The sequence below is a fragment of the Cupriavidus sp. H18C2 genome (assembly GCF_049393795.1).
Classification (GTDB): Bacteria; Pseudomonadota; Gammaproteobacteria; order Burkholderiales; family Burkholderiaceae; genus Cupriavidus; species Cupriavidus pauculus_C.
Genome location: NZ_CP186010.1, coordinates 3,225,651 through 3,249,822 on the forward strand (window position 1 = coordinate 3,225,651; position 24,172 = coordinate 3,249,822).

19 protein-coding genes and 1 tRNA gene are annotated in these 24,172 nt (G+C 66.4%); 7 read left to right on the forward strand and 13 right to left on the reverse strand.

What is annotated here, in order from left to right:
* Positions 1–269 precede the first annotated feature (269 nt).
* The 4 genes from EPAKOI_RS14620 to EPAKOI_RS14635 form a co-directional block, all read right to left on the reverse strand.
* A complete protein-coding gene (locus EPAKOI_RS14620) occupies positions 270–1,763 on the reverse strand; it encodes an efflux transporter outer membrane subunit (protein WP_124683119.1) in 1,494 nt (497 codons plus the stop codon).
* Positions 1,760–4,942: an efflux RND transporter permease subunit gene (locus EPAKOI_RS14625; protein ID WP_423192498.1), complete on the reverse strand. Its 3,183-nt coding sequence runs from the start codon at positions 4,940–4,942 to the stop codon at positions 1,760–1,762. Before EPAKOI_RS14625 ends, EPAKOI_RS14620 begins: the two co-directional genes overlap by 4 nt.
* Before the next feature lie 13 nt (positions 4,943–4,955).
* On the reverse strand, positions 4,956–6,221 hold the full coding sequence (locus tag EPAKOI_RS14630; RefSeq protein ID WP_124683117.1) for an efflux RND transporter periplasmic adaptor subunit: 1,266 nt from the start codon (positions 6,219–6,221) through the stop codon (positions 4,956–4,958).
* A 180-nt stretch (positions 6,222–6,401) separates the two neighbouring features.
* Entirely contained in the window at positions 6,402–8,807 is a 2,406-nt protein-coding gene (locus tag EPAKOI_RS14635) for a carbohydrate-binding family V/XII (protein WP_423192499.1), read from the reverse strand.
* 234 nt (positions 8,808–9,041) lie between these two features.
* Here EPAKOI_RS14635 and EPAKOI_RS14640 point away from each other — a divergent pair, with 234 nt between their 5' ends.
* Positions 9,042–10,184, forward strand: a complete 1,143-nt coding sequence (locus tag EPAKOI_RS14640) for a metallophosphoesterase (RefSeq protein WP_423192500.1) — start codon at positions 9,042–9,044, stop codon at positions 10,182–10,184.
* Positions 10,185–10,250: 66 nt separating this feature from the next.
* Here the strand turns inward: EPAKOI_RS14640 and ettA are convergent, their stop codons facing one another.
* Positions 10,251–11,918 (reverse strand): energy-dependent translational throttle protein EttA, encoded by a 1,668-nt coding sequence (gene ettA, locus EPAKOI_RS14645; protein WP_313839958.1) that lies wholly within the window; start codon positions 11,916–11,918, stop codon positions 10,251–10,253.
* Between the two features lie 150 nt (positions 11,919–12,068).
* On the opposite strand from ettA, the gene EPAKOI_RS14650 reads away from it, so the two are divergent.
* Positions 12,069–12,293, forward strand: coding sequence for a hypothetical protein (locus EPAKOI_RS14650; RefSeq protein ID WP_423192501.1), 225 nt, complete (start codon positions 12,069–12,071; stop codon positions 12,291–12,293).
* Positions 12,294–12,336: 43 nt separating this feature from the next.
* Entirely contained in the window at positions 12,337–12,837 is a 501-nt protein-coding gene (locus tag EPAKOI_RS14655; protein ID WP_124685024.1) for a M48 family metallopeptidase, read from the forward strand.
* 69 nt (positions 12,838–12,906) lie between these two features.
* On the opposite strand, the gene EPAKOI_RS14660 is transcribed toward EPAKOI_RS14655, so the two are convergent.
* Positions 12,907–13,800, reverse strand: a complete 894-nt coding sequence (locus tag EPAKOI_RS14660) for an endo alpha-1,4 polygalactosaminidase (protein WP_423192502.1) — start codon at positions 13,798–13,800, stop codon at positions 12,907–12,909.
* Between the two features lie 352 nt (positions 13,801–14,152).
* Here EPAKOI_RS14660 and EPAKOI_RS14665 point away from each other — a divergent pair, with 352 nt between their 5' ends.
* Complete coding sequence (locus tag EPAKOI_RS14665; protein ID WP_124683111.1) at positions 14,153–16,054, forward strand: PhoX family protein; 1,902 nt, start codon at positions 14,153–14,155, stop codon at positions 16,052–16,054.
* 175 nt (positions 16,055–16,229) lie between these two features.
* Complete coding sequence (locus EPAKOI_RS14670; RefSeq protein ID WP_423192503.1) at positions 16,230–17,042, forward strand: HNH endonuclease; 813 nt, start codon at positions 16,230–16,232, stop codon at positions 17,040–17,042.
* 71 nt (positions 17,043–17,113) lie between these two features.
* Here EPAKOI_RS14670 and EPAKOI_RS14675 read toward each other — a convergent pair.
* From EPAKOI_RS14675 to petA, 6 genes are all read right to left on the reverse strand, one after another.
* Positions 17,114–17,189, reverse strand: a tRNA-Thr gene (locus EPAKOI_RS14675).
* Between the two features lie 52 nt (positions 17,190–17,241).
* The gene (locus EPAKOI_RS14680; protein WP_423192504.1) at positions 17,242–17,742 is read right to left on the reverse strand and encodes a ClpXP protease specificity-enhancing factor; all 501 of its coding nucleotides are present in this window, start codon (positions 17,740–17,742) and stop codon (positions 17,242–17,244) included.
* Between the two features lie 27 nt (positions 17,743–17,769).
* Entirely contained in the window at positions 17,770–18,381 is a 612-nt protein-coding gene (locus EPAKOI_RS14685) for a glutathione S-transferase N-terminal domain-containing protein (RefSeq protein ID WP_008643086.1), read from the reverse strand.
* 299 nt (positions 18,382–18,680) lie between these two features.
* Entirely contained in the window at positions 18,681–19,424 is a 744-nt protein-coding gene (locus EPAKOI_RS14690) for a cytochrome c1 (protein WP_124683097.1), read from the reverse strand.
* 37 nt (positions 19,425–19,461) lie between these two features.
* On the reverse strand, positions 19,462–20,865 hold the full coding sequence (locus tag EPAKOI_RS14695; RefSeq protein WP_124683096.1) for a cytochrome b: 1,404 nt from the start codon (positions 20,863–20,865) through the stop codon (positions 19,462–19,464).
* Between the two features lie 2 nt (positions 20,866–20,867).
* Complete coding sequence (gene petA / locus EPAKOI_RS14700) at positions 20,868–21,485, reverse strand: ubiquinol-cytochrome c reductase iron-sulfur subunit (RefSeq protein WP_124683095.1); 618 nt, start codon at positions 21,483–21,485, stop codon at positions 20,868–20,870.
* 243 nt (positions 21,486–21,728) lie between these two features.
* Here petA and mscL point away from each other — a divergent pair, with 243 nt between their 5' ends.
* Positions 21,729–22,169, forward strand: coding sequence for a large conductance mechanosensitive channel protein MscL (gene mscL, locus EPAKOI_RS14705; RefSeq protein ID WP_124685023.1), 441 nt, complete (start codon positions 21,729–21,731; stop codon positions 22,167–22,169).
* A gap of 25 nt (positions 22,170–22,194) precedes the next feature.
* Here mscL and EPAKOI_RS14710 read toward each other — a convergent pair whose 3' ends face one another.
* The gene (locus EPAKOI_RS14710) at positions 22,195–22,941 is read right to left on the reverse strand and encodes a Nif3-like dinuclear metal center hexameric protein (RefSeq protein WP_423192505.1); all 747 of its coding nucleotides are present in this window, start codon (positions 22,939–22,941) and stop codon (positions 22,195–22,197) included.
* 19 nt (positions 22,942–22,960) lie between these two features.
* On the opposite strand from EPAKOI_RS14710, the gene EPAKOI_RS14715 reads away from it, so the two are divergent.
* Positions 22,961–24,154, forward strand: a complete 1,194-nt coding sequence (locus EPAKOI_RS14715) for a Do family serine endopeptidase (protein ID WP_423192506.1) — start codon at positions 22,961–22,963, stop codon at positions 24,152–24,154.
* The last annotated feature ends 18 nt before the right edge of the window (positions 24,155–24,172 follow it).

The window sequence follows — 24,172 nt, forward strand, 5'->3', positions numbered from 1 at the left end:
CTCACCCCCGGCCCCTCTCCCGCCGTGGCGGGAGAGGGGAGACAACAGGCGGTGGCGTTCAAGCTCACCGCTGGTTTTTGCTTCCCTCTTCAGACCTTGCCGATGGTTTTGCTCCCCTCTCCCGCCTGCGGGAGAGGGGTTGGGGGAGAGGGCGTTGAGGGTCTGCTTGCCGACTGGTCGCAATTGCACCGCTGGCCCTCTCCCCGGCCCCTCTCCCGCCATGGCGGGAGAGGGGAGACAACCGAACGCGGCGTTCGGGCTGAGCGGCCTCACTGCGCAGCCGGCGGGCTCGTCGATGCCGACGCTGACGGTGGCAGCGTTGCCCGTGCGTCGCCGACCATCCCGGCATCGCGCACGTCGGTCGGCACGGCGGGCCAGCCGCCGCCTAGCGACTTGTAAAGCCCTGCGGCGCTGGTCAGCACGTCGACCTGGCCCTGGATGGCGGCCAGTTGCACCGTAAATAGCTTCTGCCGCGCGTCGGTGACTTCGAGATAGCTCGAATAGCCGCCCTCGTAGCGCGCGTTCGCCTGATCGGCGTAGATCGTCAGGCTTTGCTCCTGCTTGCGCAGGCTGGTGAGCCGGTTGCGGGTTTCCACGCCCGAGGCGAGCGATGTGTTCACGTCGGCCAGTGCGTTGATGACGCTGGACTGGTAGCCGAGCATCGCCTGCGCGCTGACGGCCTCGGCCGCGTTCACCTGGCCGCGGATGGCGCCGCCCTGGAACACCGGCTGGGTCAGGCCCGCGCCGAAGCCCCAGATCTGCGATGCGCTCTGCCAGAGCGCGCCTGGCGACGTTGCCAGCGCGCCGAAGAAGCCCGACAGGTTGACCGATGGCAGGAACAGCGCCCGCGCGGCGCCCACCTGGGCGTTGGCGGAAACGGCCTGCTGCTCGGCCTGCAGGATGTCTGGCCGCCGGGCCAGCAGCGCCGCCGGCAGGTCGGCCCCCACGGCCGGAGCCTGGAGTTCGGTGATGGTCGCGCCGCGTTCCACCGGGCCCGGCTCGCGGCCCAGCAGGTAGGACAGCGCGTTCTCGGTCTGGGCGATCGACGCGCGCAGCGACGGGATCGTCGCCTCGGCCGAGTAGTAGTCGTTCTCGGACTGCGCCAGTTCCACCTGCGAGATCACGCCGCCTTCGTAGCGTTGCCGGAAGATGTCCAGCGCCTGGCCGCGCGTGGTCAGCGTCTGCTGGGCCACCTCCAACTGGGCATCGAGCCCGCGCAGCGTGGCGTAGCCCTGCACCACCGCCGCCGCCAGCGACAGCACCACGCCGCGCCGCGCGTATTCGGCGTTCCACAGGTCCGCCTGCGCGGCCTCGGCCTGGCGGCGGATGCGGCCCCACAGGTCGATCTCCCAGCTCGCGTTGAGCAGCGCCTCGTAGCTGTTCTGCGGGCCGCCGAACGACTGGAACGGCGTGCCGTTGAACGATCCGCTCTTCTGTCGTGCCGCCGATGCCGTGGCGTTGAGCTGCGGATAGAGGCCCGAGCGCGCGATCATCAGCCGGGCGCGGAACTCGTCGATGCGGGCCGAGGCGATGCGCGCGTCGTAGTTGTTGCGCAGCGCGGTCTCGACCATCGCGGTCAGCACCGGGTCGTTGAACGCGTTCCACCAGTCGCCGTCGGCGGCCACGGTCAGCAGGCCGGTGTCGAGCCGGTAGGCCGGCGGCTGCGCCACCTCGGGGCGTTCGTAGTCGGGCCCGATGGCGCAGCCCGTCATCAGGCCCGCGCCCAGGGCCATCGCCACGCAGCGGCAGGTACGGTTGGTCATGATGGTTCTCCTGCGGGAGGCGTGGGCGGCGTGGTGGGGGTGGTGGCGGCTTCCGGCGTGCGCCGGCGCTTGCGGGCAGCCCACTTGTCCGCTGCGGTGCCGACGAGCCACGAGAACAACGGTACGAACAGCAGCGCCAGCGTGGTGGCCGCAATCATGCCGCCGATGATGCCGGTGCCGATGGAATGGCGCGAGTTCGAGCCCGCGCCCGACGCGATGAACAGCGGCACCGCGCCCAGGATGAACGCCAGCGACGTCATCACGATCGGGCGCAGCCGCAGCTTGGCGGCCTCCACGGCCGCGTCGGCGTGCGACAGCCCTTCCTTGTGCTTCATCACCGCGAACTCGACGATCAGGATCGCGTTCTTGGCCGCCAGCCCGATCAGCGTGACCAGCCCGATCTGGAAGTACACGTCGTTCGACAGCCCGCGCAGCAGGATGGCCAGCAGCGCGCCGAAGATGCCGAACGGCACGGCGGTCAGGATCGACAGCGGCAGCGACCACGACTCGTACTGCGCGGCCAGGATCAGGAACACCATGACGATGCCGAACACGAACACGATGGTGGTAGTGTTGCCCGACTTCTTCTGCTCGAACGCCTCGCCGCTCCACGCAAAGCCGTAGCCGGCCGGCAGCGTCTCGCGCGCCACGGCCTCCATGGCGGCCAGCGCCTGGCCCGAGCTGTAGCCGGGCGCGGCGTCGCCGGTGATCTTGGCGGCCGGGAAGTTGTTGAAGCGCGACAGCAGGTCTGGCCCGCTGCCGTAGCGGTTCAGCAGCAGGCCGGAGACCGGCACCATCTTGTCGTCGCGGCCGCGCACGTACAGGTACTCCAGGTCGTTCGGCGTGCCGCGGAACTGCGGCTCGGCCTGCAGGATCACCTGCCAGACGCGGCTGTACTGCGAGAACTGGCTCACGTAGAGCGATCCGAACTGCGTCTGCAGCGTGCCGTAGACATCGGCAATCGGCACGCCCATGGTCTCGGCCTTTTCCTTGTCCACCTCCACGCGCATCTGGCGCGATGCCGACTGGATGGTGCTGGTCAGGCGCCCCAGCTCCGGATGACCGGCCGCCGCCTTGATGAAGTTGCGCGTCGCGGCTTCCAGCTCGGCCGTGTTGCCGGTGCCCCGGCTCTGCACCCAGAACTCGAACCCGCCCTGCGAGCCCAGCCCCGGGATCGACGGCGGGTTCACCGGGATGATGACGGCCTCGGGAATGGCCCGCAGCTTCGGCGTCATGGCCTGCAGCATGGCCGGCACGCCCAGGTCGGCCGTGTCACGCTGCCTGAAGCTCTTCATGCCGACGAAGACCGTGCCGGCGTTGGTCTTGTACTGGCTGTCGATGAAGCTGTAGCCGGACAGCGCCGAGGCGTCCTCCACGGCCGAGTGCTCGCGGAACATGGCCGCCACCTGCTCGGTCACCTTCTCGGTCCGGTCCAGGCTGGCCGAGTCCGGCATGATCACGGCCACCAGCACGTAGCCCTGGTCCTCGGCCGGCACGAACGCGGTGGGGATGCGCGAGAACATCTGCCAGACCGCGACGATCATCACCGCGAACAGCACCAGCGCCAGCACCACGCGGCGCATGAACCCGCGCACCCAGTTGCCGTAGTGGTGCACCAGCCGGTCGAATTTCGTGTTGAACCAGACGAAGCCGCGCCATGGCGTGTGGTGGCCGGGCTTGAGGATCATGGCGGCCAGCGCCGGCGACAGCGTCAGCGCGCAGAAGCCCGAAATCACCACCGACACGACGATCGTCAGCGCGAACTGCCGGTAGAGCTGGCCCGTGGTGCCCGAAACGAACGCCACCGGGATGAACACGGCCGACAGCACCAGCACGATGGCGATGACCGGGCCGGTCACCTCCTCCATCGCACGCAGCGTGGCGTCGCGCGGCGACAGGTGGAATTCGGACATGTTGCGCTCGACGTTCTCGACCACCACGATGGCGTCGTCCACCACGATGCCGATGGCCAGCACCAGCGCGAACAGCGTGAGCAGGTTGATCGAGAAACCTAGCGCCAGCAGCCCGGCAAAGGTGCCGATGATCGACACGAACACGGCCAGCACCGGGATCACCGTGGCGCGGAAGTTCTGCAGGAAGATGAAGACCACCAGCACCACCAGGATCACGGCCTCCACCAGCGTGTGGACCACTTCCTCGATCGACGCGCTGACGAACTCCGTGGTATCCAGCGACACCTTGTAGGCCATGCCGGCCGGGAACGTCTTCGACATCTCGTCGAGCGTCTGCTTGACGTCCTTGGCCACCTGTATCGCGTTGGAGCCGGGCTGCTGGTAGACCGCGATGATCGTCGCCGCCTTGCTGTTCAGCGACGAGCGCAGCGTGTACTGCTGCTGGCCGATCTCGGCGTGGCCCACATCGCGCAGCCGCACGATGGCCGCGCCCTGGCTGTCGGCGCGCAGGATGATGTTGTCGAACTGCTCGGGCGTGGTCAGCCGCCCCGGCGTGACCAGCGGGAACGACAGCTCCACCGGGCGCGCGTTGGGCGCCTGCCCCACGCTGCCGGCGCCGAACTGCTCGTTTTGGCTCTGCACGGCGCGCTGCACGTCCTGCGCGGTGATGCCCAGCGCGGCCATGCGGTCCGGGCGCAGCCAGATCCGCATGGCCAGGTCCGCCGAGCCCATGATCTGCGCCTGGTTGGCGCCGTTCACGCGCTTGATGGCGTCCAGCACGTACAGGTTGGCGTAGTTGTTGATGTACTGCTGGTCGAAGCGGCCGTCCGGCGAGTACACGGCGATCAGCAGCAGGAAGCTCGACGACCGCTTCTGCACGTTGATGCCGGTCTTCTGCACCGTGTCGGGCAACTGCGGCAGCGCCAGGTTCACGCGGTTCTGCACCTGCACCTGCGCGGTGTCCGGGTCCGTGCCGATGTCGAAATAGACGTTTAGGGTCATCGACCCCGTGGGCGACGACGTGGACTGCATGTAGATCATGTTGTCCGCGCCGTTGACCTGGGTCTCGATCGGCGCGGCCACGGTCTGGGCCACGGTGTCGGAGTCGGCGCCCGCGTAGGTGGCGCTGACCGTCACCTGGGGCGGCGTGATGTCCGGGTACTGGGCGATGGGCAGCGCGAACATCGCCACCCCGCCGCCGATGACGATGATCAGCGACACCACCATCGCGAAGATGGGCCGGTTGACGCAGAAGGCTGAGAGCATGGCGGCCTCCGGCTCAGGTCCTGGCGGCCGGCGCCGAGGCCGGGGCGGCACCGGGCGCCGACGCACCGGGCACGCCCGGCGCGCCCGACGCACCCGATGCGCCCGACGCGGGCCGGCTGCCCTCGCCCACGGCCGCCAGCGGCGCCTCGCCGGTCACGCGCACCGGCGCGCCCTCGGTCAGCTTGCCGGCGCCGTCCACCACCACCACCTCGCCCGGCTGCAGGCCCTTGGCGATGCGCCACATCGACCCGGACAGCTCGCCCACCATCACCGGGCGCGGCAACGCCTTGTTGTCCTTGTCGACGACGAACACGACGTCGCCCTTGGGCCCGTGCATGACCGCGCGCTGCGGCACCACGATGGCACCGGGCCGCCGCGCGCCTTCCACCAGCACGCGCACGAACTGGCCGGGGCGCAGCACGCCGTCCGGGTTGGGCATCAGCGCGCGCACCAGGAACGTGCCGGTCTTCTCGTTGTAGGTGGCGTCGGCAAACGTGATGCGGCCCTTGTGCGGGTACGCGCTGCCGTCGGCCATGACCACGGTCACGGTGTAGTGCTGGTCATCGGGCACGACCAGCGACTTGTCCTGGCGCTGGGCGCGGAACTGCAGCGTCTGCGGCTCCGACACGCTGAAGTTGATCCGCATCGGCTGCAGCGTCGATACCGTCGTCAGCAGGCTGTTGGTGGTGCTGACGTAGGCGCCTTCGGGCAGCACCGCGAAGCTGGACACGCCGTCCACGGGCGAGCGCACGTAGGTGTACGACAGGTTGAGCTGCTGGGTCTCCACCTCGGCGGTGGCCTGCTCCACGCCGGCCGACGCCTCGTGGAAGTTGCCGGTGGCGTCGTCCAGGTCTTTCTGCGACAGCGCGTTGCGCTCGGCCAGCGGCTTCACGCGCGACAGGTTGGCGCGCGCCACCTCCAGCCGGGCCTTCTGCTGCTGCAACTGCGCGCGGGCCGCGTCGAGCTGGGCCTGGAACGGCTTGTGGTCGATCTCGAACAGCAGCTGGTTGGCCTTGACCACCGAGCCTTCGGTGTAGTTGCGCTTGACCAGGAAGCCCGCCACGCGGGCGCGGATGTCGACGGCCTGGTCGCTCTGCGTCTGGCCGACGAAGTCGAACGTCACGGGCAGGTCCTGCGCGCGGGTCTGGAAGACCTGCACCGGCACCGGCTGCTGCGCCGCGGGCGGCGGCTCGGACTTGCCGCACGCCGCCAGCAAGACCATCGTCGTTACCAGACCCGCGAACCGGCGCACGCGCGCCGCCTGCACTGCCCTAGTCATCCGCCGCTCCCCTGTGGACCAGGCACGCGGACCGCGCCCGTGTAGTCGGCAGGTTATGTCCGCACAAAGTCTGCGGCCAATGAATCTTTTATTCGGGACGTTAAGGGAAATCGTCGATTCCGCCGCGGCCCCGGGCGCCGTCTTCGCCCCCTCCCCTTCCGCGCCTTCCGCGCCTGCCGCCTAGCGCCGGAACCCGTGGAACCGGCCGCCACCTCCGCCAAACCGCCCGCCGCCCGCGAAGCGGCCCTGCCATTGCTGCGCCGCCGCGTTGCCAAAGCGCTGCTGGCCAAGCTGGCGCGCCTGCCGCTGCTGGTCCAGCCGGCCCTGCATGTCCTGGTTGGGCTGCACCGGCTCCCAGCCGTTGCCGGTGTGCTTCTGCCAGCCGTCGTCGGTGTGCTGGTAGACGTTGCCGTCATGACCAGCATAGACATTGCCGTTGTTCCATACCACGGCGTTGTCCTTGTTCGGATTGGCCACGAAACCACGGCTGCCGGCCGCGTACTGGCCGGTCTGCGTATTGCCCGCGATGCCGGCCTCGCCGGCGGCCACGCGGCCGGTCTGCGCGTTGTAGCCCGCCGCCTGCCGGCCGGCCGCCACGTTGCCGGTGTATTCGTTGCCCACCACGCCGCCGCGCGCCGCCCCCTCGCGGCCCGTGGACGGGTTGGCGAACGACCCCTGGCGCCCCGCCGCGTAGTTGCCCGAGTACGGGTTGAAGGCGGCGCCCTGGCTGCCCTGGAAGCGGGCGCCGGTGGCGGCGTTGTAGCCGGCGCCGGCGGTGCCGCGCCACTGGGTACCCGTCCACGCGTTCCAGCCTTCCGCATGGGTCACGGTGCCCTGCCCCCATCGGCCATAGAAATTGGCCTGGTTGATGTTGACGAAGCTGGCGCCGCCGTACCAGAACGGACCCCAGTACGGCACTGCCGTGCCCCAGATGGCGCCGGCCGCGAAGCCGAACGCAAACCCTTCGGCCACGCCGATGCCAAAGCCGGCCCCATAGCCGTACGTCACCGGATAGCCGTAGTAATAGGTGCCGACGTAGGGCGGGTAGACGTAGCCGGTGCCGTAGACCACGGTGCCGTCGGGATTGACCACCACGCCCAGGTAGCCGGGCGTGTAGCCCACCACCACGGTCGTGGGCGTGACCGAGTAGATCCGCACGTAGGTCACGTAGTACAGCGGCGAGCTGGGCGGGATCGTGTAGATGGCCGACGGGACCTCGGTGGCCACCTGCCACGGGCCGCCGGGCACGCTGGCGGTGAACCAGACGCCGTTGACCACGGCGTAGTAGTGCGACGGGTCGACCTCGATTACCGGGGTGCCGGTGTTGGCCGCGTAGCGCAGCGACGTGCCCGGGATCGACTCGAATCTGGGGGTGCCGTCGTAGGTGATGGCCGCCACGGCCTTGCTGCGCGAGACCGACGCGGTCTGCGGGATCGTCGCGGCAATCTCGGCCTCGCGCGCCTGCGGCGTGCCCGGCACCGACACCAGCACGTTGGCCTTGGGGTCCTGCGGCGAGATCCGCGCGAATTCGGCCGGCAACTGGGCGCCCGGCACGAATTCCCACGGGCCGTTGAGCATGGCCGCGCGGAACCAGCGGCCCGACAGCAGCACGTAGGTCTGGTTGCTCGACGGGTCGATGAAGACCGCGTGGTCGGCGTTCGACATCGCCAGCAGCCCGGTGCCGGCCACCGGCGTCATCTGCGGCTCGCCCGAGGTCAGGATCAGCTCGGCCGGGCGCGTGGCCATCAGCACGGCGGGCGGGCGCGGCGGCGTCTTGCCGTCGGCGGGCAGCATCGGATCGGGCCGGGCCCCGTCCTTGGCGGCCTTGATGCGGCTGGCGGCGCCCAGCACCGGGGCGGGCGGGTTCTGCACCGATTCCCACGTGCCGCCGGCCGATTCCGAGCGGTACCAGTAGCCGGCCGCCTGCAGCCACAGCTCGCCGCCGCCGTCGCGCAGCAGCAGCGCGCGGCTGTTGATGGCGCGCTCGAACGGGGTGCCGGGTACGTCGCGCCAGGCCGGATCGCCATCGACATGCACCAGCAGGGTGGGCGTGGTGGCGAACAGGATCTGCGGCGCGTCGTTCTTGACCGGCACGCGCGCCGCCCGGGCCAGTTGCTGCGAGACGGCGTAGCTGGCCTGCAGTTCTTCCAGCGGCACGGTCAGGCCGGGCGCGGCCACGCGGTCGATCAGTGCCTGGCGCAGCTTGTCGGCGGCTTGGGGGCGGGTGGGCACGTCCACGCTGTCGATGCGGATGTTCGACAGCTGGACCAGCGACGACGGCTTGTCGATGTCGGCCAGGGCCGAGAACCGCGCCACGCCGTAGACCGGCGTGCCTTCGCGGGGCCCGATTGCCACGGCGGCGCGGCCGGAGAGCCGGTTGCCTTCCCATTTCTCGATCTCGGGCTGGTACAGCTCCACCTGTTCGCCGGCGGCCTCGAAGTGGCGCGGCCACGTGAGCGGGGCCAGCTTCTGGGCGGCCCCGGCCTGGGAGGCCGGCCGCGTGGCCAGTGTGGGCGGCGCGGCGGCCGCGAGCAGCGCGACGGCAATCAGGACCCGGCCAAGCGGGCGAGGCGTGGCAAAAGACATGGAAGCTCCGGCAATCGGCGACAACTCAATCTAAATTAGTGGGGTTGCCGGAACAATGTGGGACGAAAACATTCAGGAGCTTTCCGTAAAACGGACAGATCACTTTTGGGCTGTCCGAGGGCGGGGAGCGCCGGTATCGTCCCGGGGCCAGGTTGCGAATTCGTCATCCGGCCCTTGAAGCCTGCCCGGCACAGCCTCACCTACACCCGAATCCGACTCCGCCCCCCCCCTGCCATGAGTACCAGGCGCTCCCGCCGTTCCCTGCTCGTTCCCACCGCCATTGTTGGCCTGCTGCACGCCTATATCGGCGCCCGGCTGCTGCCCGCCCTGCCACTGCCGATGGCCGTCCACGCGCTGGCCGTGCTGTGGCTGGTGGCGTCGGCCCTGTTGATCCCGGCCGCGCTGATGGCGCGGCGCCTGGCCGGCGGCTGGGCCGACAAGCTGAGCTGGACCGGCATGCTGGCGATGGGATTTTTCTCATCGCTGCTGGTCCTGACCTTTGCGCGCGACCTGTTCCTGCTGGTGGCGATGCTGGCGGGCTGGCAGCCGGCCGGGCTGGCGTTCTACAGCGCCACGGCCGTGGTCGGGCTGTCCGTCGCCGTGTCGGTCATCGGTTACTTCAACGCGCGCGGGCTGGCGCGGGTCAAGCGGGTGGACGTGCCGATCGCCGGGCTGCCCGAGGCGTTCCACGGCTTCACGATTGCCCAGATCAGCGACATCCACGTGGGGCCGACGATCAAGGCGCCCTACCTGGACCGCATTGTCGACACCGTAAACGGGCTCAAGCCCGACGCCATCGCCGTGACCGGCGACCTGGTGGACGGGTCGGTACGCGAGCTGGCGCCCCACACGGCGCCGTTCGCGCGGCTGTCGGCCCCGCATGGCGCGTACGTGGTGACCGGCAACCATGAGTACTACTCGGGCGCGGAGTCGTGGATCGAGGAACTGACGCGGCTGGGACTGCGGGTGCTGATGAACGAGCACGTGGTGGTGGCGCGCGGCGAGGCGTCGCTGGTGCTCGGGGGCGTGACCGATTTCACGGCGGGCGGCTTCATCGAGAGCCATCGCAGCGACCCGGCAAAGGCGCTGGACGGCGCCCCGGCCGGCGCCGCGGCCCGCGTGCTGTTTGCCCACCAGCCGCGCTCGGCCCCGGCGGCGGCGGCGGCTGGCTTCGACCTGCAGTTGTCGGGACACACCCATGGCGGCCAGTTCTGGCCCTGGAACCTGTTCGTGCCGATGCAGCAGCCCTATGTGCATGGGCTGAACCGGCACGACAACATGTGGATCTACGTGAGCCGCGGAACGGGCTACTGGGGTCCGCCGAAGCGGTTCGGGGCGCCGTCCGAGATCACGCTGGTACGGCTGGTGAAGGGGTAAGGCGGAGGGGCAAGGCGGTGCCGGTGTCTCCCGCTCCCGCAGGGCGGGAGACGCCGGTTTCGCCGATCAGCGCGAGATCGGCTTGTAGCGGATGCGCTTCGGCTTGGCGGCTTCCTCGCCCAGGCGCTTCTTCTTGTCGGCTTCGTATTCCTGGTAGTTGCCCGGGAAGAACTCCACGTGCGAATCGCCTTCGAACGCCAGGATGTGGGTGGCGATACGGTCCAGGAACCAGCGGTCGTGGGAGATCACCATGACGCAGCCGGCGAACTCCAGCAGCGCGTCTTCCAGCGCGCGCAGCGTTTCCACGTCGAGGTCGTTCGACGGTTCATCCAGCAGCAGCACGTTGCCGCCCGCGATCAGCGTCTTGGCCATGTGCAGCCGGCCGCGCTCGCCGCCTGACAGCGTGCCCACGGTCTTCTGCTGGTCGCCGCCCTTGAAGTTGAAGCGGCCGATGTAGGCGCGCGACGGCGTCTCGTACTTGCCCACGGTCAGGATGTCCGACCCGCCCGAGATTTCCTCGAACACGGTCTTGTTGCCGTCCAGCGCGTCGCGGCTCTGGTCGACGAACGCCATCTTGACCGTCGGCCCGATCTTGATCTCGCCGCTATCCGGCTGTTCCTTGCCGGTCAGCATCTTGAAGAAGGTGGACTTGCCGGCGCCGTTCGGGCCGATGATGCCGACGATGGCGCCCGGCGGCACCTTGAAGCTCAGGTTCTCGATCAGCATGCGGTCGCCAAACCCCTTGCTGACGTTGTCGAACTCGATCACCTCGTTGCCCAGGCGCTCGCCCACCGGGATGAAGATTTCCTGGGTTTCGTTGCGCTTCTGGTATTCCTGGCTGTTCAGCTCGTCAAAGCGGGCCAGACGCGCCTTGGACTTGGCCTGGCGGCCCTTCGGGTTCTGGCGCACCCATTCCAGTTCCTTGTTCAGCGCCTTCTGGCGGGCCGATTCGCTGGCCTCTTCCTGCTTCAGGCGGTTTTCCTTCTGCTCCAGCCACGAGCTGTAGTTGCCCTTCCACGGAATGCCGTGGCCGCGGTCCAGTTCCAGGATCCACTCGGCGGCGTTGTCCAGGAAGTAGCGGTCGTGGGTGACGGCCACCACGGTGCCGGGGAAGCGCGTGAGGAACTGTTCGAGCCAGTCCACCGATTCGGCGTCGAGGTGGTTGGTGGGTTCGTCGAGCAGCAGCATGTCGGGGCGCGACAGCAGCAGGCGGCACAGCGCCACGCGGCGCTTCTCGCCGCCCGACAGGTGGCCGATCTTGGCGTCCCACGGCGGCAGGCGCAGCGCATCGGCGGCGATGTCGAGCTGGAGCTCGGCGTTGTTGCCGTCGCTGGCGGCCAGGATCGCCTCGTACTTGGCCTGGTCGGCGGCCAGCGCGTCAAAGTCGGCGTCCGGCTCGGCGTAGGCCGCGTAGATCTCGTCGAGCTTCTTGCGCGCCTCGAACACGCCGCCCAGGGCCTCTTCGACCGATTCGCGCACGGTCTGCTCGGGGTCGAGCTGCGGCTCCTGCGGCAGGTAGCCGATGTTCAGGTTCGGCATCGGCGTGGCTTCGCCCTCGATCTCCTTGTCGAGGCCGGCCATGATCTTCAGCAGCGTGGACTTGCCCGAGCCGTTCAGGCCCAGCACGCCGATCTTGGCGCCGGGGAAGAACGACAGCGAGATGTCCTTGAGAATGTGACGCTTGGGCGGAACGATCTTGCCCACGCGGTTCATGGTGAAAACGTACTGTGCCATGAGGACCTGTTCGGTTTGGATTCGGTTGGGATTCGGGGAATGGCGGCAGTGTAGCAAACGGGCCGGCGGGCGATGGGGCGTCCCACGCCGGCCGGGCGGCGCCGGTACAATGCCGGGTTCCGCCTCGCGCGCCGTTATCAGCCGAATCCCATGAGCAAACCCGCCCTGACCCTGAAGTTCAAGTGCAAGAAGTGCACCAAACCCGTCACGCTGTACCTGCAGAAGACGTCCGCCTGCTCGCACATCACGCCGTACCAGGGCTTCTGCAAGTGTGGCGAGATGATGCGCCACGCCACCGGCGACAAGGACGCCGTCGATTCCTTCGTGAACTCGCTGGACAACGGCTGGATGCACCACCACCATCACCACCACTGACCCGGCCGTGAACCAGGACTGGCGGCCGGGCGCCAAGGACCCGATGCGATTCCTGGGCGGCTATCCGCCCAACGTGCTCGACCAGGTGCGCGCCGCGATGGCGGCCGGCACGCTGGGCGACCACTTGGCGCGCCGCTATCCCGACCGGCACCTGGTCCAGACCGACCGCGCGCTGTACGACTACACCACCGAGATCAAGCAGGAATACCTGCGCAGCGCCCCGCCGCTGCACAAGGTGGGCTACGACGCCCGGCTGGACACGGCGCAGCATGCGCTGGGCCTGCATACGGCGATCTCGCGCGTGCAGGGCGGCAAGCTGAAGGCGAAGAAGGAAATCCGCGTGGCGTCGCTATTCAAGGACGCGCCGGCCGACTTCCTGCGGATGATCGTGGTGCACGAGCTGGCGCACCTCAAGGAATCGGATCACAACAAGGCGTTCTACCGGCTCTGCGAGCATATGGAGCCGCGCTATCACCAGCTGGAGTTCGATACCCGGCTGTACCTGGCGTGGCGCGAGATGGAGCGGGGGCCGGCGCAGGCTTAGGCCGCCGGTCCGCGCCCCTGGCCCTGAACTTCATCGGACCGGGGGCGCGGGCGCGATTACCGCGTCCGTTCAGTCGCAGCTATAGCGGAACTTGTCGTTCAGCGCCAGCGGCAGCACCAGCGTCCGCAGGTTCAGCGCCCTGGCCTTGGCGCAGAGCTTCTGGCGCGTGGTGGCGTCCTTCCATTTCGCCTGGTACTCGACGTTGAACACGGGCTTGCCCTGCACCGTGAAGGCCGAATAGCCGCTGCACTCGTTGTACTGGAAGCACTGCTCGTTGACCGCGAAGTCGAACGACGACGCCAGGTCGGCCAGTTGCGCGACGGCGTTCTTCAGCCCGATCGCCAGGCCCCGCGCGTGCGCCTGGTCGGCCAGGAAGCGGTTGTAGTTGAGCTGCGTGGCGGCCGTCAGCGGCAGGCCCGGGTTGTTGGTGTAGCCATCGACATTGTCGGCATCCACGCCGTCGCAGCCCTTGGACTTCGCCAGGTCCATGCGCGCCTGCATGATCGCCCGCACGTTGGCCGAGCGGGTATCGAGCCAGCGCTCGCCCGCCCAGCCGTCCAGCGCGTTGCCCATGTCGGACGGCTTGAACTTCGAATAGTCGGGCCGCCAGTTCTCGCTGCTGCCCGCCGAGAAATAGCACACCACGCGCCTGCCCTGCGCCTTGAGCGCGTTGATGGTGGCCTGCGGCGTATCGAACAGGTCGATGTCGTAGACCGCCACGTTGTAGCTGGTGTTGATCGTGCCCTGGAGCTGGAGCTGCCAGGTGTCGTTCAGCGACGGCATCCAGCGCGTGGTGGCGGTGTCCACGGTGGTGACGGCCGTCGGCGCCAGCGTGGTGGCTTCGGACACCCGCACCACGGACCCGCCGTCGTCGTCGCCGCCTCCGCCGCAGGCGGCGAGCGTGGCGACGAGGGTTGCCGCGGCCAGTCGCGCAAGGCGGCGGCCTGCCAGTTTGCTATGCATGTTTGACCTCTCCTGTTGTACCCAACAAAAAAATGAACGGCGGATATGTTTTGCCCTTTTCAGGAAGGGTCGATGTTCCGCGTGTGCGGATTATGCGCGAGGCAGGCGCCGATGCCATCACCCTGTCATCGGACACCGCAACCCTTGACGGACCTGCCCCCCTCACCGTTATCGGACCCCCGGCGGCGTTCTGAAGCGGCACCCGGCCGCCCCCGGCGGCCCCGGCAATGACTCCATGACGAGTCATTCCGTAACTAAAGCGACACATTCCCTCCTTAGTATCTGGCCGGCTAATCCCTACGGCACCGTCCGCACGGCGGCCGCCCCCACAAAAATCTGGAGGAATCCATCCATGTCGTACATCACCGACAAGCTCCGCGCGCCGCGCCGCGACGCCGAGGGCAACAAGACCGTCCCGGGTCAGACGCTGGAAGAACTGGTGGCCGCCAACCCCGCACGCCGCCGCGTGCTGCGTGGCAGCCTGGGCGTCTCGCTGCTGTCCGCGTTCGGCGGCGGCACCCTGCTGGCTGCCTGCGGCGGCGACGACGACAACGGCGCCGCGCCGGCCCCGTCGCCCGCGCCGGCACCTGCCCCGGCCCCCGCGCCCGCCCCGGCACCGGGCCAGCAGCCGCTGGACTACAGCGTCAACTTCCAGTCGCTGCCGTCGAAGATCACGGCCAACCAGGTGACCGTTCCGGACACGTATGAAACGTACGTCCTGTTCTCGGCCGGCGACCCCGTCGCGGCAGGCGCGGCCGGCTACAAGGGCGCGTTCCAGACGTCGATGGAGACCGAGCAGCAGGCCGGCGGCAACCACGACGGCATGCATTTCTTCGAGATCCCGGGCGTCGATCCGCAAAAGGGCGGCCTGCTGGTGATGAACCACGAGGCCCCCGACGCGGCCATCCTGCTGCCCACCGCCTACAACGCCGCCACGGCCACGCCGGAGCAGAAGCGCGTGGTGCTGTCGTCGGTCGGCGTCTCGGTCATCGAGGTGGAACTGGTGGCCGGCAAGTGGCAGGTCAAGCGCAACTCGCTCTACAACAAGCGCTACTCGGGCAACACGGCCTACCGTGTCTCGGGCCCGGCCGCCAGCGCGGTGGGCCCGGTGGTCATCGGCACGCTGAACAACTGCTCCAGCGGCCATACGCCGTGGGGCACGTACCTGACCTGCGAGGAAACCACCGACAACTACCTGGACCCGACCCAGCCCGACGAGGGCTACGGCTGGGTGGTGGAAATCGACCCGCTGCAGCAACTGTCCGGCCTGCCGGTCAAGCGCACCGCGATGGGCCGCTTTGACCACGAGAACACCGCGTTCATGGCCGACGCCAGCAACCGCGTGGCGTTCTACATGGGCGACGACGGCACGCCGGGCTGCATCTACAAGTTCATCCCGTCGAGCGCGTTCGACGCGACCAACCGCCTGAACAACGCCAGCCTGCTCGACAACGGCACGCTGTACGCCGCCCGCTTCAACGCCGACGGCACCGGCGACTGGATCGAACTGACCCAGGGCAAGAACGGCCTGGTGGCCGGCGCATCGGACCCGGGCAACTGGACCCAGGCCGCTCCGGGCGCCACGACGCCGGTGGCCATCGACTTCAACACCCAGGCCGACGTGCTGATCAACACCAAGGCCGCCGCCCGCGTGGCCGGCGCCACGCTGATGGACCGCCCGGAGTGGATCACGGTGGGCCAGGACAAGACGATCTACTGCACGCTGACCAACAACGGCGGCCGCGTGCAGACCGACGCAGCCAACCCGCGCGCCACCAACCCGCACGGCCACATCGTGCGCTGGCGCGAGGACGCCGATTCGCCGCTGGCAACCAAGTTCAAGTGGGAAATCCTGCTGCTGGCCGGCGACCCGTCCATCGCCGCCGCCAACCAGAAGGGCAACATCGTCGGCTCGACGTTCAGCAGCCCGGACGGCATCCGCGTCGACCCCAAGGGCCGCCTGTGGATCCAGACCGACGCCGGCACGGGGTCGTCTGTCACCAGCATCTTCGGCGCCAACTCGATGCACTACCTGGACCAGACGACGCGCCAGACGCGCCGCATCCTGGTCGGCCCGGTAGGCTGCGAGATCACCGGCATCGCCTACACGCCGGACCTGACCACGTTTTTCATCAACATCCAGCACCCGACCGGCACCGGCGCCGCCGGCGGCAACTGGCCGGACGCCAACCTGCCGTCGCGCTCGTCGACGGTGGTGCTGCGGCACAAGGAAGGGAAGCCGGTGGGGGCTTGATGGGGGTGAGTCGTCGGAGGAAAGCTAGAGCCCTCCACAGCTAGGAACTGATCACACGCCGCACGGGGGATTGCTCCCGGCGGCGTTCGTCTTTTTTGTTGTAGTCGACTTAAAGTTGACTGAAGTGCATCGAATCTGATGAAAATAGGGGGAATATGAGAACTAGAACCCTTCCATGCCCCTTAAGTCGAATACGCCATCTCTTCTGCCTGACAACGCAAGTCTCACCAAGGACGCTGTGACAGGTAGCACCGTTAAGCGCAATCCCGTTTGGTCCCGCGACGAATTGCTCCTGGCGCTTCAGTTGTACTTGACGCATCGCTCCGCTCCACCCAGCAAGGACAGCCCCGAGGTGGCTGCGCTCTCTCTTACTTTAAATAAGATGGGCGCAACCTTAGGTCTGGGACATGACGGCTCATACCGCAATAGAAACGGCGTCTACATGAAAATGATGAACTTCCGCCGCTTCGACCCCGAATACACGAAAAACGGAAAAGTTGGGCTTGCTAGGGGCAATAAAGACGAAGAGATCGTATGGGCGAGATATGCCGGCAACCCACTTGAACTATCCCTGGTATGTGGGGCAATTATTCAAGCTATCGATGACCCGTTGACTGGCGCTGGCCTTGGTCCGGAAGAGCCTGAAGTCGCAGAAGCCGAAGAGGGGCGGATACTTACTCGCGTGCACCGTGTACGTGAACGAAGCCGCGCTTTAGTACTTGCCGCTAAAGCAGCTGCGAGAAAGAAGTATGGCCGCCTTTGCTGCGAGGCCTGCGGCTTTGACTTCGAGGCGGAGTACGGCAACCGCGGCGCTAACATTATTGATGTCCACCACACTCGGCCACTTCACTCGCTAGCAGAAGGCGGGATTACACGGTTGGACGAGCTTGCACTACTTTGCGCTAATTGCCACAGGGTAGTACATGCATCACGCCCATGGCTGAGCGTGGAAGAGCTTGCCGAGATCATCAAGAGCGAACGTCGGTAGCCCCTGACGCTCAGAGTGCGGGGCACAAATAAAAAGGGTTACGCAAAACTTGCGTAACCCCTTGAATTCGTTGGTGCCGGCTGCAGGACTCGAACCCGCCACCTGATGATTACAAATCAACTGCTCTACCTGATGAGCTAAGCCGGCATGTCTGGTGCAGACCGCGATTCTACTTTATGCGGTGTGTCTTGGCGATGGCTTATTTGACGACCTTCAGGGATGGCTTCTTGCCGCCGATGCGTGGGACGGGCGGCGGCGTGGGCTCGTCGTCCGGGCCTTCGATGCCCGCTTCCGCGGGGACCGTTGCGGGCGTGTCCGCGTCGACCGAGGCCAGCTTGGGAGGCGGGTTGTTTTCGCGTTCCGTGGCGGCCTGGGTTTCGGGGATGCTGCGTTCCACCGGGAAGGCCATGCCCTGGCCGTTCTCGCGCGCATAGATCGCCAGCACGTTTTCCACGGGCACGTCGATCTTGCGCGATACGCCACCGAAGCGTGCGCTGAAGCTGATCCACTCGTTGCCCATGTCCAGTCCGCTGGTTGCGTCAAAGCTCACGTTCAGCACGATTTCGTTGTTCTTGACGAATTCGCGCGGCACGTTCGTGTTGGCGTCGACGAACACTGCGATGTACGGCGTGAAGCCGTTATCGGTACACCATTCGTAGATGGCGCGGATCAGGTAGGGCTTGGTGGAGGTTTCTGGCATTACGCGTGGCGGTGGCGCCGGTACGTCTTAGCGACGCATGACCTTTTCGGACGGGGTCAGTGCTTCGATATAGGCCGGACGGCTGAAAATGCGCTCAGCGTACTTCAGCAGCGGCGCGGCGTTCTTCGACAGCTCGATACCGTAGTGATCCAGGCGCCACAGCAGCGGGGCGATCGCGACGTCGAGCATCGAGAATTCCTCCCCCAGCATGTACTTGTTCTTGACGAAAATCGGCGCAAGCTGGGTCAGGCGGTCGCGGATGGCGGCGCGGGCCCGTTCGTGATTCTTCTCGGCGGCCTTGCCCTTCTCGTTCTCCAGCACGTAGACGTGGGTGAACAGTTCCTTTTCGAAGTTGAACAGGAACAGGCGGGCGCGGGCACGTTGCACCGGGTCGGCCGGCATCAGCTGCGGGTGCGGGAAGCGCTCGTCGATGTACTCGTTGATGATGTTCGATTCGTACAGGATCAGGTCACGTTCGACGAGGATCGGCACCTGGCCGTACGGGTTCATCACCGAAATATCTTCCGGCTTGTTGAACAGGTCCACGTCGCGGATTTCGAAGTCCATGCCCTTTTCGAACAGGACGAGGCGACAACGTTGGGAAAACGGGCAGGTGGTACCCGAATACAACACCATCATGGTTTGGATTCCTTGGGTGTGAAGTGCGCCAAATCCATTGCGATTTGACGCACTCGGCGGTGCTAGTTCAGACAGGGCAAACATTCTGTCAGAACGGCCCATCGAAAAGCAAATTAGTTACAAATAGCCGGACGCCGGTCTGACGAGGATTAGACGTCACCTGGCCATCCAAACCTACAAATACAAAGGGCCGGCGCGGTGCTGCACTGGTGCAACTTCCGCGCCGGCCCCTGGAGGCGACAGGGCCGACTGTTACATCCTGGATTGCGGCCGACGGCGCCCTGTCGCGCCGCTGGGCATTACTTCACATCCTTCCAGTAGGCGGCGTTCAGGCGCCACACGAACACCATCAGCACGCCCAGGAACAGCAGCACCCAGACGCCCAGGCGCTTGCGGTGGCTCTGCGCCGGCTCGGCCATCCAGCTCAGGTAGTTGACCAGGTCGGCAACCGCCTGGTCGTACTCCTGCGTGCTCATCTTGCCCGGGGTCAGCTGCTCCCAGCCGGCCAGCTTGTGGACCTTGTGGCCATGTTCTTCCACTTCGGTGAACTTCGGCGCGCGCTGGCCCTGCAATTCCCAGAGCACGTGCGGCATGCCCACGGCCGGGAAAACCAGGTTGTTCCAGCCTGTCGCGCGAGTGTCGTCACGGTAGAACGTGCGCAGGTAGGTATAGAGCCAGTCGTTGCCGCGGGCGCGGGCGATGACCGACAGGTCGGGCGGCGCGGCACCGAAGAACGTCTTGGCGTCCTTCGGCGGCAGCGCGATCGTCATCGTTTCGCCCACCTTGTCCGCCGTGAACAGCAGGTTCTGGCGGATCTGATCGTCGGTCAGGTCCAGGTCCTTGAGCCGGTTGTAGCGCATCATCGACGCGCCATGGCAGTTCAGGCAGTAGTTGACGAACAGCTTGGCACCGCGCTGCAGCGACGACACATCGCTCGTATCCAGCGGCGCGGGCTCCAGCGGGTAGCCCCCTTCCGCGGCCATCGCCGGCATGGCGGCAAAGCATGCGCCGACCAGTGCGAAGATCGAAAGCAACTTTTTCATCTTGGGTCCTTGTCCTCTTGTAGGGTCGCGCGGCGTCTTAGTGCGGGTGGAACGTGACGCGATCCGGCACCGGCTTGAACGTGCCGGCGCGGCTCCACAGCGGCATGGTCAGGAAGAAGGCGAAGTACAGCAGCGTACCGAGCTGCGACACCTTCTCGCCTACCGGCGACGGCGGTTGCACCCCCAGGTAACCCAGGATCAGGAACACCACCACGAAGACGATCAGGATCGACTTGTGGAAGGCGGGACGGTAGCGGATGGACTTGACCGGCGAGCAGTCCAGCCACGGCAGGAAGAACAGCACGATCACCGAGCCGCCCATCACCAGCACGCCCCAGAACTTGGCGTCGATGAAGTAGAAGCCGACGGCCAGCACCACCAGCACGGCCACCGAGCCGATGCGGATGCGCGCATCCTTCGTGCGCAGGAACACCATGCCCAGCACGAACGCGAAGAACAGCCACAGGATCGGCAGGAAGTTCGACGTCGTGGCGCGCAGCATCGAGTAGAACGGCGTGAAGTACCAGACCGGGGCGATGTGCGGCGGCGTCTTGAGCGGATCAGCCGGGAAGAAGTTGTTGGCTTCCAGGAAATAGCCGCCCACTTCCGGGAAGAAGAAGATCACGGCCGAGAAGATGATCAGGAAGCCGGCCACGCCCAGCATGTCGTGCACGGAGTAGTACGGGTGGAACGGGATGCCATCCAGCGGCACGCCATTCTCGTCCTTCTTCGCCTTGATCTCCACGCCGTCCGGGTTGTTCGAACCCACCTCGTGCAGCGCGATGATGTGCGCCACCACCAGGCCCAGCAGCACCAGCGGCACGGCGATCACGTGGAACGAGAAGAAGCGGTTCAGCGTGGCATCGCTGACGACGTAGTCGCCGCGGATGAACAGCGACAGGTCCTGGCCGATCACCGGAATTGCCGAGAACAGGTTCACGATCACCTGCGCGCCCCAGTACGACATCTGGCCCCAGGGCAGCAGGTAGCCCATGAACGCCTCGGCCATCAGGCACAGGAAGATCAGGCAGCCGAAGATCCAGACCAGCTCGCGCGGCTTGCGGTACGAGCCGTAGAGCAGGCCGCGGAACATGTGCAGGTACACGACGACGAAGAACGCCGAGGCGCCGGTGGAATGCATGTAGCGCACCAGCCAGCCCCACGGAACCTCGCGCATGATGAATTCCACGCTGGCGAACGCCACGGGAATGCCGGCGGCGTTCAGCGTGCCGTCGGGCTTGTAGTTCATCACCAGGAAGATGCCGGTGACGATCTGGATCACCAGCACCAGCAGCGCCAGCGAGCCGAAGAAATACCAGAAGTTGAAGTTCTTCGGTGCGTAGTACTTGGAGAGGTGGTCTTCCCAGAGCTGGGTGGCGGGGAATCGGGCGTCGATCCAGCCCAGCAGCCCGGTGGTCTTGACTTCTTTTTCGGCCGCCATGATCACGCTTCTCCTTTCTCGTCCTTGCCGATCACGATCTTGGTGTCGGTCAGGAACTGGTACGGGGGGACGTCAAGATTCTGCGGGGCAGGCTTGTTCTTGAACACGCGGCCCGCGAGGTCGAAGGTGGAACCGTGGCACGGACAGAGAAAGCCGGGGTCGGCGCCGAGCTGCGGATTGGCGCCCGAGGCGAACGGGCCCGACGGCGAGCAGCCAAGGTGGGAGCAGATGCCGACCACGACCAGCAGGTCCTTGTGTTCGGCACGCGAGCGGGTCTCATTCTTGCAATAGTCCGGCGTCTTCATCGTGAAAGGAACGTCGGAATTGGGATCCGCGACTTCAGCGTCGGTCTTCTTGAGCGAGGCCAGCATCTCGGGGGTGCGCCGCAGGATCCAGACGGGCTTGCCGCGCCATTCCACGGTCATCATCTCGCCGGGCTTGAGCGCGCCGATATCCGCCTCCACTGGTGCCCCGGCGGCCTTGGCCTTTTCAGATGGGGCAAAAGTACTGACAAATGGAACTGCTACCGCTACGCCTCCTACGCCGCCCGCGACAGAAGTCGCGATCAACCAATTGCGGCGACCTTTGTCCACGTTCTTCACGTCTTGCTGGTCACTCATTCCAAACCCCAGGGGATGTCATCAATTGAATCCTGCGTCAACAAAAAATTATACCTGAGGCACATCTGGCGACGATAGGCGAACTACTGATAGCCGTGGCGCCGATAATCGGTCATGGGATCGGCCGCGGGATCGCGGGGAAAGCGTTCGAACGCGGCATCCAGACTTGCACTCGAGGGTGCGATGATGCAGGCTTCGTCAAACACAAACGTTAATCTGGAACAACAAATTGGAGAAAAACCGATGGGAATGATGAGCGAGTTCCGAACTTTTGCGATGCGCGGCAATGTGATCGACCTCGCAGTCGGTGTGATCATCGGCGCCGCGTTTGGAAAGATCGTTGATTCGGTTGTCAATGACCTGATCATGCCGCTGGTGGGCCGCGTCGTCGGCAAACTCGACTTTTCCAACATGTTCGTCGCGCTGGCCGAGCCGCCGCCGGGCGTGCCCCACACGCTGGACGCGCTGAAGAAGGCTGGCGTGCCGGTGTTTGCCTACGGCAATTTCCTGACCATCGTGGTCAACTTTGTGATCCTCGCCTTCATCATCTTCATGATGGTCCGCGCCTTCAACAAAATGCGCGAGAAGCACGAGGAAGCGCCCAAGCCGGCCGAGACGCCCGAGGACATCAAGCTGCTGCGCGAGATCCGCGACAGCCTGCGGACGGTGCCCCCGCGCGCCTGACAGCGCCTTGCCCGGACCCGGCCGCTCAGACCGGGTTCGGAATATCGATGAAGGTGTGGCGCAGGTCGAACCGCTGCGCCAGATGTTCACCCACGGCGCGGATGCCGTAGCGCTCCGTGGCGTGATGGCCGGCCGCGATATACGCCACCCCGCTTTCGCGCGCCAGATGCGTGGTCGGCTCGGAAACTTCCCCACTGATATAGACGTCCACGCCGGCTGCCACGGCCGCCGCGAAGTAGCCCTGCGCGCCGCCGGTACACCAGCCCACGCTGCGCACCATCTGGTCGGGATCGCCGATGGTCAGCGGCTCGCGCTCCAGCACGCCGCCAACGTGCGCGGCAAAGGTGTGGAGCGGCATCGGCTGCAGCAGCGTGCCGGTCCATCCAAGCTGGTCATCGCTGAAGCGGCCGTTGGGCTGCAGACCCAGCTGCAGCCCGAGCTGGGCGTTGTTGCCGAGTTCGGGATGATTGTCGAGCGGCAGGTGGTAGGCCATCAGGTTGATGTCGGCACCCAGCAGTTTCTTCAATCTTGCGTGTTTCTGACCGATGACGCGTGCATCCTCGTTCTTCCAGAAATAGCCGTGATGGACCAGGATGGCGTCGGCGCCGGCTTCGATGGCCGCGTCCACCAGCGCCAGGCTCGCCGTGACGCCGGTGACGATGTGGGTGACGTCGGACCGACCTTGCACTTGGAGTCCGTTCGGGCAATAGTCCTTGAAACGGGGAACCTCCAGCAGGTCGTTCAAGTACAATTCCAGCTCTTTGGTTTTCATTTCCGGGTCAAACTCCAATATGTTGCGCCGATTCTGGCTGTTCTTCGCTCAGGCCGTCACGGTCGTGCTGGCCGTGTGGTTCGTGATAGCCACGCTCAAACCCGAGTGGCTGCAGCGCGGGCGGGTGGCTGTGCAGTCGGGGTCGCCCATCGTGGCACTGAAGGAAGTGGTGCCGAGCGTGGCGGAGTCCGCCGCGCAGGGGTCCTACAGCGACGCCGCCAAGGAAGCCATGCCGGCGGTGGTCAATATCTTCACCAGCAAGAACGGCTCGAAGCGGTCGCCCAATCCGCAGGCGGAGGACCCATGGTTCCGGTTCTTCTTCGGCGACCGGCTGCCGGAGCGTCAGGAGCCGGTGTCCAGCCTGGGCTCGGGCGTGATCGTCAGCGCCGAGGGCTACATTCTAACCAACCACCATGTCGTCGACGGCGCCGACGAGACCGAAGTGGCGCTGACCGATGGCCGCAAGGCCAACGCCAAGGTCGTCGGGTCCGACCCGGAAACCGACCTGGCCGTGCTGAAGATCACGCTCAAGGACCTGCCGGCCATCACGCTGGGCCGGATCGAGAACGTGAAGGTCGGCGACGTGGTGCTGGCAATCGGCAACCCGTTCGGCGTGGGCCAGACCGTGACGATGGGTATCGTGTCGGCGCTGGGTCGCAGCCACCTGGGCATCAATACGTTCGAGAACTTCATCCAGACCGACGCGGCGATCAACCCGGGCAACTCGGGCGGCGCGCTGGTCGATGCGCAGGGCAACTTGCTTGGCATCAACACGGCCATCTATTCGCGCTCGGGCGGGTCGCTGGGTATCGGCTTTGCGATTCCGGTGTCGACGGCCAAGCAGGTGATGGAGTCGATCATCTCCACGGGTAGCGTGACGCGCGGCTGGATCGGCGTCGAACCGCAGGACCTGACGCCCGAGATTGCCGAGTCGTTCGGCCTGGACGCCAAGGAAGGCGCACTGATCGCGGCCGTGGTCCAGGGCGGCCCGGCGGACAAGGCCGGCGTGCGGCCCGGCGACGTGCTGGTATCGGTGGACAACCAGGTCATCTCGGACACCACCGCGCTGCTGAACGCCATCGCCCAGCTCAAGCCCGGCGCCGACGTGAAGATGAAGGTAATCCGCCGCGGCAAGCCGGCCGATATCACGGTCACCATCGGCAAGCGCCCGCCGCCACCGCGCCGGGCGATGCCGCTGGAAGACGACGAGTGATCGCGGCTAGCGATTAGC